General features: G+C 72.8%; 11 protein-coding genes. 4 read left to right on the plus strand and 7 right to left on the minus strand.

Annotation, left to right across the window (positions count from 1 at the left end; translation table 11 throughout):
* Positions 1-626 precede the first annotated feature (626 nt).
* A complete protein-coding gene (locus tag IRY44_RS05510) occupies positions 627-1,493 on the plus strand; it encodes an SDR family NAD(P)-dependent oxidoreductase (RefSeq protein WP_269697068.1) in 867 nt (288 codons plus the stop codon).
* Between the two features lie 61 nt (positions 1,494-1,554).
* Here IRY44_RS05510 and IRY44_RS05515 read toward each other — a convergent pair whose 3' ends face one another.
* Complete coding sequence (locus tag IRY44_RS05515; RefSeq protein ID WP_194799369.1) at positions 1,555-4,566, minus strand: glycosyl hydrolase; 3,012 nt, start codon at positions 4,564-4,566, stop codon at positions 1,555-1,557.
* Between the two features lie 260 nt (positions 4,567-4,826).
* Positions 4,827-5,171 carry a hypothetical protein gene (locus IRY44_RS05520; RefSeq protein WP_194799370.1) on the minus strand — a complete coding sequence of 115 codons (345 nt, stop codon included), beginning with the start codon at positions 5,169-5,171 and terminating at the stop codon, positions 4,827-4,829.
* Between the two features lie 96 nt (positions 5,172-5,267).
* Here IRY44_RS05520 and IRY44_RS05525 point away from each other — a divergent pair, with 96 nt between their 5' ends.
* Positions 5,268-5,888: an L-threonylcarbamoyladenylate synthase gene (locus tag IRY44_RS05525; protein ID WP_194799371.1), complete on the plus strand. Its 621-nt coding sequence runs from the start codon at positions 5,268-5,270 to the stop codon at positions 5,886-5,888.
* 76 nt (positions 5,889-5,964) lie between these two features.
* A complete protein-coding gene (locus tag IRY44_RS05530) occupies positions 5,965-7,530 on the plus strand; it encodes a Na+/H+ antiporter (protein ID WP_194799372.1) in 1,566 nt (521 codons plus the stop codon).
* Between the two features lie 42 nt (positions 7,531-7,572).
* Here the strand turns inward: IRY44_RS05530 and IRY44_RS05535 are convergent, their stop codons facing one another.
* Positions 7,573-8,508 (minus strand): superoxide dismutase, encoded by a 936-nt coding sequence (locus IRY44_RS05535; RefSeq protein WP_194799373.1) that lies wholly within the window; start codon positions 8,506-8,508, stop codon positions 7,573-7,575.
* Positions 8,509-8,624: 116 nt separating this feature from the next.
* Positions 8,625-10,070, minus strand: coding sequence for an endo-1,4-beta-xylanase (locus tag IRY44_RS05540; protein WP_194799374.1), 1,446 nt, complete (start codon positions 10,068-10,070; stop codon positions 8,625-8,627).
* A 382-nt stretch (positions 10,071-10,452) separates the two neighbouring features.
* Between IRY44_RS05540 and IRY44_RS05545 the strand changes: the two genes are divergently transcribed.
* A complete protein-coding gene (locus IRY44_RS05545; RefSeq protein WP_194799375.1) occupies positions 10,453-11,298 on the plus strand; it encodes a S1 family peptidase in 846 nt (281 codons plus the stop codon).
* Between the two features lie 42 nt (positions 11,299-11,340).
* On the opposite strand, the gene IRY44_RS05550 is transcribed toward IRY44_RS05545, so the two are convergent.
* The 3 genes from IRY44_RS05550 to IRY44_RS05560 all read right to left on the minus strand — a co-directional run bounded on the left by IRY44_RS05550 (position 11,341) and on the right by IRY44_RS05560 (position 13,139).
* Positions 11,341-11,700 carry a hypothetical protein gene (locus IRY44_RS05550; protein WP_194799376.1) on the minus strand — a complete coding sequence of 120 codons (360 nt, stop codon included), beginning with the start codon at positions 11,698-11,700 and terminating at the stop codon, positions 11,341-11,343.
* Between the two features lie 98 nt (positions 11,701-11,798).
* Positions 11,799-12,137, minus strand: coding sequence for a putative quinol monooxygenase (locus IRY44_RS05555; protein WP_194799377.1), 339 nt, complete (start codon positions 12,135-12,137; stop codon positions 11,799-11,801).
* A 39-nt stretch (positions 12,138-12,176) separates the two neighbouring features.
* Positions 12,177-13,139 carry a hypothetical protein gene (locus IRY44_RS05560; RefSeq protein WP_194799378.1) on the minus strand — a complete coding sequence of 321 codons (963 nt, stop codon included), beginning with the start codon at positions 13,137-13,139 and terminating at the stop codon, positions 12,177-12,179.
* Positions 13,140-13,175: the final 36 nt, after the last annotated feature.

The raw sequence follows: 13,175 nt of genomic DNA on the forward strand, positions 1-13,175 counted from the left end.
CAACACCAGTTCGGGCTGGTGGCGGGGTCCGGGTGGGTTGGATGGCACCACTTCCCCGTACTGGTGTTGACCTTGGCCTCGACCGGGTGCCGTTTGCTCGCGTGATCGACACCAGTCCGGGAGGTGGTCTGGTTCGCGCGGGGCCAACACCGCCACTTCCCCGCGGTGGCCTTGACCTTGGCCGTGGTCGAGTGGGTGCCGACTGCTCGCGTGATCGACGCCAGATCGGGGGAGTGGTGGGGTCCGGGCGGGGTGGACGCGGTCACCTCCCCGCAATGGTGTTGATCTTCGCGTGGCCGGGTGCGCCCTGGGGTTCATGATCGACACCAGTTCGGGGTGGTGGCGGGGTCCAGGTGGGTTGGATGGCACCACATCCCCGTAATGGTGTTGACCTTGGCCGGGCCGGGCGCGCGTGGTTGCGTGATCGACACCAGGTCGGGCGGGGCGGCTGGCTTCGTCCAAGGGATGCCGCCGCCGGTGGGGCGGTGTGCCGGTTGAGGGAGGCGTCGGTGATGAGGGGAGCGGGCGCCGTGAGCTGGGCGGGCGTACCGGGGTCTCGATTGCGGGCGGGGCGGGGGCGGCAGGGCTTACGGTGCGAGAGGGGAGTCCACGGGAGGGGTGACGCGGTGGCGGCCGGGATGTTGTCGGGACGGGTCGCTGTGGTCACCGGCGCGGCGCGGGGGATCGGCCGGGCCGCGGCGGTCGCGCTGGCCGAGGCGGGCGCGGACGTGGCCGGGATGGACATCGCGGGGCCGGTCAGCCCGATCCTGGACCTGCCGCCCGCCGGCCCGGAGGACCTGACCGAGACCGGCCGGCGGGTGACGGCGGCCGGTGCCCGCTGGTCCGCGCACGTGGCCGACCAGCGCGACATCGGCGCGGTACGCGCTGTGGCCGAGGCGGTGGAACGCGAACACGGCGGCGTGGACGTGTTGTTCGCCAACGCCGGTATCCAGGCGTTCGCGCCGCTGCTGGAGATGACCGACCGGCATTGGCACGACCAGATCGACGTCAACCTCACGGGCGCGGCGAACGTGCTGCGGGTCTTCGCGCCGCTGCTGGTACGCCGCGGCGGCGGCCGGATCGTGGTCACGTCGTCCACCCAGGGGCAGCACGGCACCACGAACGGGTCCGCGTACTCGGCGTCGAAGTGGGGGCTGATCGGGCTGGTCAAGTCCGCCGCGCTGGAACTCGGGCCGCACGGCGTGACGGTGAACGCGGTCATCCCGGGGCTGGTCGACACCGCGCTGACCCGGCATCGGGACCGGTACGTGCAGGCGCTGGTCGAGGCGGGGAAGCCGGCCTCCGGTGACCTCGCCGAGGTGGAACACGCCGCGATTCAGGCGCTGCGGTCGAAGACGCCGCTGGGCGTGCCGTGGGTGGAACCGGAGGACGTCGCGCCACTCGTCGTGTTCCTCGCCTCCGACGCCGCGCGGATGGTCAGCGGCACGTCGTTCGCCGCGACGGCGGGCGACAGCGCCCACGTGACCGCCTGACCTCGCCGGGCTGCCGCCGCCGGCGCCCCGGCCGCGAGGGCCGGGGCGCCGGAACCGTGGGTCAGGAGCCGTACGGCAGCGTGACCGTCGAGGCGTTGCCGACGCCGACGATCGTGGGTGCGCCACCGATGGCGTTCCACACCTCGACGCGTACCGTGCCGCCGGCCAGGTTGCCCAGCGTGCCGGTGGACGAGAGCAGGCCCTGGGTCTGCCGGTACCGCTCCGCACCCGGGATCGGGTCGGTGGCGAAGTACCTGTAGGTCTCCACCCGCTCGACGCTGCCGTTGCCGGTCAGGTCGTAGGAGACCCGGATCTGGACGCCGTTGCCGACCGCGGTGCCCGCGTCGACGGCCAGGTCGAAGGCGGTCGCCCCGCCGGTGTACGTGCCGGTCAGCCCGGTGGCGGTGAACACCTGCGGGTTGGTCGGCGTGCCGTCGGAGTTGCCGGTCGCCGCCGCCACGTTCACCGTGCCGGCGGTGCCTGCGGTGCCGTCCAGCCCGCCGCCGGACCGCAGGTACCGCACCGGCGTCAGCGGGCCGGCCGTACTCGTCGGGCTGGGGCTCGCGGAGGTCGGCGTGGGACTCGCGGTGGTCGGCGTGGGACTCGCGGTGGTCGCCGTCGGGGTCGGGGTGGGCGTCGTGGTCGGCGGGGGACCGGTCGGCACGGTGCCGCCGCCGGTGGCGTTGCCACCGCTCCACGTGTACGCCCCGGACGTCGCGGTCTTCCCGGCCGGCACCGCGAGCGTCGTGCCGTTGGAGAACGTGACGGTCAGCGGCCGGGCGGTGATGTTCGAGGCCACGTAGGTGCGGACGCCGTTCTTGACGAACACCTTCGCCAGCGGGTGGTTCGCCGTGACTGTGGTGTCCACGGTGCCGAGCGCGGCCAGGTTGCGGATCCAGTGGAACGTGTGTGCCTTGCTCTCGCCCTCCTCGCTGGTGAACCCGCTGTTGGCGCGGAAGTTGCGCAGCGCCTGCTCGCCGTCGCCGAGGGCCAGGAACTCCCAGACGATGTCCTGCCACACGGTCGGCGGGCCGCCCTTGTTGGTGACCAGCTCGGCGTAGTTGGCCTTGACGTACTCCGGGAAGTCACCCAGGTAGAGGTGACCGCCGGTGATCGGCAGCATGTTGATGCCCTGGATCATCTCCGGCGCGGCGGAGAACCAGGTCGAGTAGGCCCCGCCGTCGCCCCAGACCATGCCGACCGTCTTGTGCCCGAACGCGGCCGGGAAGTTCTGGTCGTACACGTCGAACCAGTATTCGGAGATCGCTGCGGACTGGGTGGTCCACAGGTAGACACCGGCGTCGCGGACGGCGGTGTCGCCGGTGGCCTGGCCCCACTGGATCAGCGCGTTGGCGAAGTTCATCCCCTCCGACGAGGACTCCTGGTTGTTGCCGGCGAAGAACGGCGCCAGCCCGGAGGCCCAGTCGTGCCCGGCGTAGATGTCGAAGTCCCGCAGGTAGGGGAAGCGGCTGTCGGCGCGGTCGTAGTTGTTGGCGTCGCGGATCAGCAGGTCGACCATGCCGCCGTAGCGGCTGTCGTCGGCCCAGCCCGGGTCGAACTTCGCGAGCGTGGCGGCGGCCGCGATGAAGTAGCCGTAGTGGAAGTGATGGTCGTTGAGGTCCTCGTCGGAGCCGTACGAGGCCGGGTAGCCGATCAGCGTGCCCCAGTTGCGGTCGTAGTAGAAAAGCTGCCCGGTCTCGCCGGAGCCGGCGGTGAGCCAGTTGGTCAGCCGGTTCCGCATCGCGGTCAGCGCCGCGTCGCGGACCGAGGTCTGCCCGAGCTGGTCGGCGATCTCGGCGATCCGGGCGGCCCGGCCGAGTCCCTTGCCGGCCCAGTAGGTGTCGGTGCCGCTGACGCCCTCCGGGTTGCCCTGCTCGGCGTTGAGGTAGCCGGTGACCGTGGACAGGTCCGCGCCGCTGGAGTCGCCCACGGCGGGCACCTCGGGCAGCACACCGGTGAAGCGCATGGACGTGGTGAACGACGGCACGCCGGTGAGCACCCGCATGGCGCCGCGCGCCGAGACGTAGGTCGGGCTGATCGGGGTGGCGCCGGTGAGGCTGCGCCACTGGTGCGGGTAGAGCGCCACCACTGTCTTCGTCTCGCTGCCCTCGCGGGGCGTGGTGGTGAACGCGTACGTGGTGCGCACGGTGCCGGCGGACGGGTCGTAGGCGTAGCTCATCCGGGTGCCGGTGACGTGGGCGTGGGCGTACCGGGCGTACGTGTCGGCCAGTGCCGCCCGGTCGCCACCGCCGGGCAGCACCGCGACCGAGAAGTACCCCTTGCCGGCCAGCGTCGAGCTGATGCCGGCGCCGTTGACGGTCCAGGTCGCGCCGGCCGGGGCGTACGCGACGTAGTCGTGGCCGTTGACCGTGAAGCCGATGGTGGCGCCGGAGTTGCGCCACACGGTGGGCGTCGCGGTGGCGGTGAGCTGCGCGGTGCCGCCGCTGACCGTGTAGTAGCTGAACGGCAGGCCGTGGCCGATGGTGGCGCGCATGGTGCGGCTGCCGTCGCTCCAGTCGGCGGTGACCGTCCAGTCGCTCCAGCCGGCGGCCTTCACCACGGGTGCGGACAGCCCGGGCATCCCGACGCGGACGTCCTCGCCGTACGGGTAGTGGAACTCGCCGACGCCGGTAGCGGTGCCGCTGATCGCCGGCGTGGTGGTGTACGACAGGCCGAGCCCGTTGTTCTCGGCCTTGAAGGCCAGTGGGTGCGCGTGCAGGATCTCGCTGCCGGTGCAGTTGTTGCGCTTCCAGATCAGCGACGACCACCAGTCGTTCGTGGGGATCGCGCCGGACGGCGCGTCGGCGGTGACGAACGTCCTCGGGTCGGTGCTGATCGCGCCGCAGCCCTTCGGCAGCAGGGTGCCGGGCGGCCGGGTCTCGGTGTAACTGCCCGCGCCGACGGCGCCGGCGGTGGCGGTGCCGCCACCGCCGACCACGACTCCGAGCAGGCCGGCGGCGAGCACCGACGCGGCGACGAGGGCGGTCGCCCGCAGGCCGCGCCGGCGGGCCGGGGACGGGACGGGCGGGGCCGGGGGTACGGGGTCGGGGGAGAAGTCCCGCAGGAGGGTCATGGAGGTCCCCTTCACGAGGAGAAGGCGGGGTACGGAGTGGTGGTCCGGCAGTTGTGAGAGCGCTCTCTTGAGAAGGGACAGTAAGGTTCGGGTTACGGATCCGTCAATGTCTTGTTACCAAAGAGAGCGCTCTCCCAAGCGCGAGGAACTTCCACCGGTCACCTCGCGAAGCGCGCTGACCAGCGTCGACGGCGCGCACGAGCGCCGCCTCCGGCCGAGGCGACCGGAGGCGGCGCGAGGACGTGTGCGCCTACGCTGAGTCAGGCCGCGGTGGCGGCGAGGCTCCGCGCGTCGGTGCGTACCGCGGCCGTGCCCGGCTCGCCGGCGGCACCGGCCCGGCCGGTCCCCGGCTGCCCGGCGATCGGCCGCGAGGCGGACTGCGGCGAGCCGGCGGACTGCCGGGGCGTCCGGGCGGCGCTCAGCCCCGCCTGCGCGTTGTTCCAGGCCGCGCACGGCCACGCCGCCCCGGCGCAGCTCGGGCTGGCGCAGACGCGCTCGTCGTCCGGCTGGTGCGCGTCGGCCACCGCGGCGGCCAGGTCCCACAGCAGCGGATCGGTCACCTCCGCGGGGCGGTCGGCGACGCGGTCTGTGCTGGCTTCGGACATGATTCGGTCCCCCTGTCGTGAACGGCCCCCACCTGTTTCCGGAAACCGCCCGGGCCAAACCTGCGCCCGCCCGGGCGCGGACATAGGCTGACCGGCGTGGCGAGGTACTACGACCTGCATCCGGACAACCCCCAGCCCCGCGTGATCCGGCAGGTGGTGGACCTGCTGCGCGCCGACGGAGTGATCGCCTACCCGACCGACTCCTGCTACGCGCTCGGCTGCCGGATCGGCAACCGCGACGGCGTGGAGCGGATCCGGGAGATCCGGCGGCTCGACGACCGCCATCCGTTCACGCTGATGTGCGCCGACTTCGCCCAGCTCGGCCAGTTCGTCAAGCTCAGCAACGCGGTCTTCCGGCAGGTGAAGTCCGTCATCCCGGGCAGCTACACGTTCCTGCTCCCGGCCACCGCCGAGGTGCCGCGCCGGTTGCAGGACCCGCGGCGGCGGGTGGTCGGCGCGCGCGTACCCCGGCACACGGTGACCCAGGCGCTGCTCGCCGAACTCGGCGAGCCGCTGCTGACCAGCACGCTGCTGCTGCCCGGCGAGGACGAGCCGATGACCCAGGGCTGGGAGATCAAGGAACGGCTGGACCACCTCGTCGACGCGGTGGTCGACGCCGGGGACTGCGGGCTGGAGCCGACGACCGTGGTCGACCTGTCCGGCCCGGAGCCGGAGATCCTGCGCCACGGCGCCGGAGATCCGTCCCGCTTCGAGTAGCGATCACCGATTCCGTCCCGCCCGGCCGCCGCCGTACGGCACCGTGATTCCCGGCGGACGGTGACGGGGGTACGGCGTGGAAGCACTCGTGCTGATCACGGTGCTGGGCGCCACCGTGCTCGTCGGCACCACGATCGGCGGTCGCTACAGCGTCGCGCCCCCGGTCCTGCTGATCGCCATGGGCGCGCTGATCGGCCTGCTGCCGCCGTTCGACGACCTGATCCTCGAACCCGAGGTCGTGCTGGTGCTGTTCCTCCCGGCGATCCTCTACCGGGAGAGCCTGGTCATCAGCCTCCGCGAGATCCGGGCCAACCTGGTGGTGATCATCGGCCTCGCCGTCGTGCTGGTGATCGTCACGATGGCCGCCGTCGCGTTCACCGCGCAGGCCCTCGGCGTGCAGCCGGCCGCCGCGTGGGTGCTCGGCGCGGTCCTGGCGCCGACCGACGCAGCAGCCGTGGCCGGCCTGGCCAAGCGGATGCCGCGTGGCATCCTCACCACACTGCGCGCGGAGAGCCTGGTCAACGACGGTACGGCGCTCGTGCTGTTCGCCGTGGCGGCCGGCGTTGTCGCGGGCGGGACGGTGCCCGGAGCGCTGACGCTCACCGGCGAGTTCGTCGGTAAGTCGGCCGGTGGGGTGGCCGCCGGCCTGCTCGTCGGCACGGTCGTGGTGCTGATCCGCAAACACGTCGACGATCCGATGCGCGAGGGCGGGCTGAGCATCCTCACCCCGTTCGTCGCTTTCCTGCTCGCCGACGCGGTGCACGCCAGCGGCGTGCTCGCGGTGGTGGTGTCCGGGCTGCTGCTGTCGTACGCCGCGCCCCGGGTGATCCGGGCCCGTTCCCGGGTCACCGCGTTCGCGTTCTGGGACCTCTCCACCTTCATGGTCAACGGTGGCCTGTTCGTGCTGCTCGGCACGCAGGTGCCGCGTTCGCTGCGCAGCATCACCAGCCACTCGCCGGCCGCGTCGCTCGGCATCGCGGCGCTCGTCGCCCTGGTCGTGGTGGTGATCCGGCTGGTCTGGGTGCACCTGTCGGTGTCGGCGCTGCAACGGGTGGACCGGCGGGAGTCGAGCCGCGCGCGGCACTTCGACGGCCGGATGCGTACCGCGGTGGGCTGGGCCGGGTTCCGCGGCGCCGTCTCGCTCGCCGCCGCGCTCGCCGTGCCGGTCACCATGCACGACGGCAGCGCCGTGCGCGAACGCGACCTGATCATCTTCGTGACCGTGGTGGTGATCATGCTGGTGCAGGGCACCACCCTGCCCGCTGTCGTGAGCTGGGCCGGCCTGACCGGCGATCGGGAACGCGACGACGAGGTGCGCTGGGCCCGGATCCGGGCCACCGAGGCCGCCCTGGAGGCGCTGCCCCGGGCCGCCGACGACGTGGGCGCCACGCAGGACACGGTGGACCGGCTGCGCGCCGACTACGAGGAGCACCTGGCCGACGCCCGCGACCCGGGCGGTGAGGACGCGGAGGCGGAGCGGGAGATGGCCCGGCGGCTGCGGCTGCGGGTGCTCGACCACAAGCGGCAGGAGATCACCCGGCTGCGCAACACCAGGCAGATCGACGACGCGGTGCTGCGGCAGCTCCAGGCGGCCATCGACATCGAGGAGATCCGGCTGCTCGGGCCGGAGATGGAGGAGTGAACCGGGCCGGCCGCCACCCGGACGGGTGGCGGCCGGCGTGGCTCAGCGCGCGTCGACAGCGACGACCGTGTACGGGGTGGTCGGCGTCGGCGGGGTGGTGAACCGGCCGTTCGGCAGGTAGAGCCGGCCGAGCGCGGCGGCCACCGTGGTCGGCACGTCGAAGCCCGGGTCGGTGATGACGCCGCGCGCGACGCCGGCCGTGCCGGAGCGGTTCAGGTCGACCACGGCGACCTGGTTGAGGAAATTCTGCACCACGTACAGCGTGCGGCCGAGCAGCAGCAGGCCGTCACCGTTGACGAACGTGGTGCCCGGCACGTCGACGGCGGTGGTGACGCCGGTGGCCGGGTCCACCCGGAACAGCGTGCCGGTGTTCGACTGCACGACTATCAGCGCCCGCCCGTCCGGGGTGGGCACGATGCCGTTGAGGTTGACGCCGGTGCCGCTCTGCTGGAAGTCGCCGGTCAGCGGGAGCGTGGTGAAGCCGCCGGCGGGCGGCAGCGTGCCGCCGCGTCCCAGCGGCAGGCGGTAGAGCGCCGGCCGGTTCGAGTCGGTGAACCAGGCGGCGTCGCGGGTGAGCGTCACGTCGTTGACGAACGTCGGCGCCTCGGCGAACCGGTAGCTCGCGAGCACGGCGCCGGTACGGGTGTCGATGACCCGGGCGTCACCGGCGGTGCCGCCGGCGACGAAGAGCCGGCCCCGTGGGTCGACCTTCAGGCCGAGCGACGGGGTGCCGGTGGCGGGGCTGACCTGCTTGCCCGCCCCGGTGATCAGGTCGGCGCGGTAGATCTCACCGGTGGCCCGCGACCCGAACCAGGCGTACCGGCCGGCGGTGGCGACGCCCTCCGGCTGGAAGCCGTCCGGCAGCGCGATGACCGTGGGACGTCGGTCGTGGGCAGCGGCGGCGGGGGCCGGCGCGGCGGTGGTGACGAGGGTGGCGGCCAGGGCGACGCCGAGGGTGGTCCTGATGCGTCGGTTCACTGTGGTCCTTCCGGGCGAAACGGTGGAACAGGACCTGCCCCACTGTACGGTCGCGGGCCGGTGTCCGCCCGGGACGCGACCCGGCACGGTGGTCCCGTGCCGGGTCGCGCCGACGGTCAGCCGGCCGCGCAGGTCGGCGTGCCGGAGGGCGCGGTACCCGTGCCCTGGAATCCGAACTCGGTGGTGCCACCGGCACCGACCTGGCGGTTGTAGTCGACGTTGCGGAAGGTCACCGCACCGCTGGTGCCGCTGGCCTGGGCGCTCCAGGTGTTCGTGACCGCCGAGCCCGACGGCACGGTGAGCGACACGGCCCACCCGTTGAGCCCGCTGGAGCCCGCGGTGATCCGCACGTTTGTCACGAAGCCGCCCGGCCACTGGTTGGTGGTGATCGTGGCGGTGCAGGCGCCGGTCGGCGGGGGAGTCGTCGGCGGCTCGCTGGTCGGCGGCGTGCTGGTCGGCGGCGTCGACGTGGGCGGGGTGCTGGTCGGCGGCGCGGTCGTGGGCGGCGGGGTGCCGCCCTCGTTGAGCGCGTTCAGCACTGCGGTGTACGCCTGCTTCTTGTTCCCGCTGCCGTCGAACAGCAGCGGGGTGCCGCTGGCCCGCCACGAGTCGGTGTCGCGGATGCCCCAGACCGTGATGCCGTTGCAGCGCGGCACGGCCAGGCAGTCTCGGGTCACGTTGCCGTACGTGGTGGCCTGGCTGCTGCCCGAGCCCTCGATGTCCAGCTCGGTGATCTGCACGTCGACGCCGAGCGCGGCGAAGTTCTGCAGCGTGGTGCGGTAGTTGCTCGGGTACGGCGAGCCGCTGTTGAAGTGCGACTGGAAACCGACGCAGTCGATCGGCACGCCCCGGGACTTGAAGTCCCGCACCATGTTGTAGACGCCCTGGGTCTTGGCCCAGTTCCAGTTGTCCGTGTTGTAGTCGTTGTAGCAGAGCTTGGCGCCGGGGTCGGCGGCGCGCGCGGCACGGAACGCGGCCTCGATCCAGTCGTTGCCGGTCTGCTGGAGGTTCGAGTTGCGGCGGGCGCCGCTGTTGCCGTCGTCGAACGCCTCGTTCACCACGTCCCAGGAGTGGATCTTGCCCCGGTAGTGGGTGGCGACCTGGGTGACGTGATTGATCATCGCGTCGCGCAGCGCGCTGCCGGACAGGCTTCCCGTCCAGCCGGGCTGCTGCTGGTGCCAGAGCAGCGCGTGGCCGCGTACCCGCATGCCGTTTGCCTGAGCGTGCGCGACGAGCCGGTCGCCGGCGCTGAAGTTGAACTGGTTCCGGGACGGCTCGGTGGCGTCCCACTTCATCTCGTTCTCGGCGGTGACCATGTTGAACTCGCGGTTCAGGATTCCGACGTACGTGCTGTCGGACAACTTGTTCACCGCCACCGCCGTGCCGAAGTACCGGCCCTGTTCCGCCGCCGACGCGCCGAGCGTCGTGCCGGCGCTGGCGCTTGTCGCCACCGCTATCGTGGCGGCGACCACCGCGGCCCCCGCCACCATCGCGACCACTGCGGTCCGCGGGCGTGACCGGGCTGCCGCGCTCCCGCTGCCGCGGGCGAGCACCTTGTCCATCTGAACGCCTCTCTAGCCTGTCAATGGGATCGGCTCGCCTCGGCCACCGCCCGCCACGATGTCGGCTCCGCGCGGCCGCCCGGTGGCCGCGCCAGGTGGGGGAGGGACTCCCCGGCACATCGTGGGTGATCGAAGCGAATCTCTGCCCGGAGCCTACCGGAAGCGTTCCGAAAACTTAATCACCTCGATATGTCGACATCGGGGCACGCGGTGCCGGGTGGGCGGGCGGGATCCGCGTGTGGGCGCGGCCTGCGGGCGCGCCCGTGCCGCCCGCCGTGGCTCCGGAAGTTTCGGGGGTCGCCAGTTCTGCCGGTTGAGTCGATCGAGCCTGCGGACCGATGCTTGGTGAATCGACCGTAGACGATGGAAGAGGTGCCGGAGCATGCGCCGACCCGCGCTCGTCGTACTCGTCCTCGCCGCCCTGCTCGCCGGCGCCCCGGCGGTCGCCCGCGCCGGCGCCGCCGCACCGCCGCCCGACCCCGCCGCGCTCGCCGGGATCCGCACGCCCGGCACCGCCTGGGAGCACGACCCGGCCACCGGCCGGCTCACGGTCACCGCCGACGACACGGTACGCGGGCGCGAGCTGGCGGCGGTACGCCGGACCGCCGACCGGGCCGGCGCGGTGCTGCGCCACGAACCCGGGCGCCTGCGCACGCTGATCGCCGGCGGTCAGGCGATCTACGGCGGCGGCGGGCGCTGCTCGCTGGGCGCGAACGTGCGCCGCGGCACCACCTGGTACTTCGTGACCGCCGGGCACTGCACCCGCCTGGCCGCCACCTGGTACGCCGACAGCGCCGGCACCACGGTGCTGGGCAGCCGGACCGGCAGCAGCTTCCCCGGCAACGACTACGGCGTGGTCCGCTACACCGGCACCGTCGCCCACCCGAGCGCGATCCACACCTACCCGGGGCAGATCACCGTCACCGCCGCCGGCAGCGCGTACGTCGGACAGGCGGTCTGCCGCAGCGGCGCCACCACCGGCGTGCGGTGCGGCACCGTCACCGGGCTGAACGCCACAGTCAACTACGCCGAGGGCAGCGTCACCGGGCTCATCCGCACGAACATCTGCGCCGAGCCGGGCGACAGCGGCGGCCCGCTCTACGTGGCGGCGACCGGCACCGTCATCGGCGTCCTGTCCGGCGGCAGCGGCAACTGCACGAGCGGCGGCACCAGCTACTACCAGCCGATCCTGGAGATCCTCGCCGCGTACGGCCTGACCATCCCCTGACCGGCGGTGCGGCCGGGGCGCCCGACGCGCCCCGGCCAGTGGTCAGCCCGCGCAGTTGTTGTTGCGCACCGGCCGGGTCAGCCGCTCCTGGTCCCCGTACGCCGCGTACACCCGCAGGTAGCACGGCAGGTCCACGTCGCCGTAGTAGCTGACCACCTGGTCGTCGTAGTGCGTGGTGCCGCTGTCGGTCACCTGCCACGTGCCGCCGTCACCGGACTGGATCTCCCAGTAGACGTCGCCCGAGCAGCCGTCCAGGCCGCGCGACCAGGCGATCAGGTTCGCCCCGTTGTAGATCTCCGACTGCACCAGGGTGCAGGCCGCGGCCTGGGCCGGTGTCGCGACCGCGAGCAGGCCCGCGGCCGTCATCGCCCCGGCGCCGAGCGCCGCCATCAGCTTGCGCATGCTTCAGCTCCTCCACGGTGGATGGTGGATCTTTCCGCCGAGGGTAGCGGGAGCTGAAAACAAGCTTCAATCCCTGAGCGGTAAACCGTGGGAAATCTTCAGCTCGCGGCGTCGCCGGGCACCGCCATCTCGCCCAAGCGCGACCAGTCCTGCTGCGGCACCGTCACGTTGACGATCCGGGGCGTCTCGGCCAGGTGCGGCGGCAGCGTGCGCTGGGCGGTCCGGAAGTGCTCCGACTGCACGTGCGCCGCGCCCGCCTCGTCGTCCCGGAACGCCTCGACCAGCACGTACTCGGTCGGGTCGTCCAGGCTGCGGGACCAGTCGAACCACAGGCAGCCGGGCTCGGCCCGGGTCGCGGCGGTGAAGTCGGCGGCGATCTGCGGCCAGTTGTCGGCGTCCTCCGGACGGACCCGGAACTTCGCGGTAATGAAGATCATGGGATCAGGCTACCCAGGCCGGGTGGCCGCCGTCCGGCATCAGCTCTTGGCCCCCGGCCCGAGCAGTTCGGCGGCCCGCCGGTCGGCGAACGCGGTGACCGCCTGCTGCCCGGCGCCGAACACGATCGCCAGGCCCAGCAGCGCGGCCGTGCTGCTCACGCTGGTCTCCACCAGGCCGCCGATGACCAGCATGATGCCGACCACCGCGACCAGCGGGCCGACGGCGAGCTTCAGCAGCCCCTGCTGGAACGGCAGCTTGTAGGGCAGCCCGCCGGACCGTGAGGTGATCATCGACGGCAGCGCGCTGAGGAACGCCCCGAGGGCCCCGGCGATCAGCACGAAGAACAGCAGCCGCCAGGCCGGTACGCCACCGGCGTCGGTCGGCGCCTCCAGCAGCCGGACGTCGTGGCTGAGCCACTGCATCAGCACCACGAGGACCTCCGCCACCAGCGCGAACACCGACAGCCCCAGCATCCGGTTGCGCAGCCGGCGCGCCGACTCGTGGAACTCGTCGGACGCGGAGTGGTAGCGCAGCAGCACCGCCTGCACCCGGGCGCGCAGCAGGTCCGCGGGCACCCCGCCGGTCACGGTGTCGAGGTCGGTGAGCACCTTGTCGTCGGCCGGCAGCACCTGCGCCGCCGCGCTGCGGTACGCGGGCAGCAGCCCGGTCAGCTCGTCCGCGGAGCGCAGCGCCACCGTGGCCCGCTCCACCGAGTGGATCGTCTGCCACGCGTACTCCAGGTTGCCGCCGCGCAACCACTCGACCACGCCGCTGCGCCCGAGCACCACCTCCACCCGGGACAGCTGCGCGCGCAGCGCCTCGGCCCGCTCGGGGTCGCGCGGGGACAGCACCGCGAGCTGCTGGTACAGGTCGTCGAGCTTGGTCCGTACGCGGACCTGCCACACCGCGCCGGGAACCGGCGTCGCGGGCCGGGACGGCGCGCCCTCCGGCGCGTTCCGGGGTTCCGGTATGGCCTCCGGCTGGGTCTCCTGCTCGATCATCGTGCCCCACCTCTTTCCCCACGCCGCGCGGTCCTG

The sequence above is a fragment of the Micromonospora sp. ANENR4 genome, assembly GCF_015354395.1.
GTDB lineage: Bacteria > Actinomycetota > Actinomycetes > Mycobacteriales > Micromonosporaceae > Micromonospora > Micromonospora aurantiaca.

Excerpts from the sequence above, each read along its gene's own strand:
- IRY44_RS05520 (WP_194799370.1), bottom strand. The coding sequence starts at position 5,171 with ATGTCCGAAGCCAGCACAGACCGCGTCGCCGACCGCCCCGCGGAGGTG.
- IRY44_RS05550 (WP_194799376.1), bottom strand. The coding sequence starts at position 11,700 with ATGCGCAAGCTGATGGCGGCGCTCGGCGCCGGGGCGATGACGGCCGCG.
- IRY44_RS05560 (WP_194799378.1), bottom strand. The coding sequence starts at position 13,139 with ATGATCGAGCAGGAGACCCAGCCGGAGGCCATACCGGAACCCCGGAAC.
- IRY44_RS05540 (WP_194799374.1), bottom strand. The coding sequence starts at position 10,070 with ATGGACAAGGTGCTCGCCCGCGGCAGCGGGAGCGCGGCAGCCCGGTCA.
- IRY44_RS05555 (WP_194799377.1), bottom strand. The coding sequence starts at position 12,137 with ATGATCTTCATTACCGCGAAGTTCCGGGTCCGTCCGGAGGACGCCGAC.
- IRY44_RS05515 (WP_194799369.1), bottom strand. The coding sequence starts at position 4,566 with ATGACCCTCCTGCGGGACTTCTCCCCCGACCCCGTACCCCCGGCCCCG.
- IRY44_RS05545 (WP_194799375.1), top strand. The coding sequence starts at position 10,453 with ATGCGCCGACCCGCGCTCGTCGTACTCGTCCTCGCCGCCCTGCTCGCC.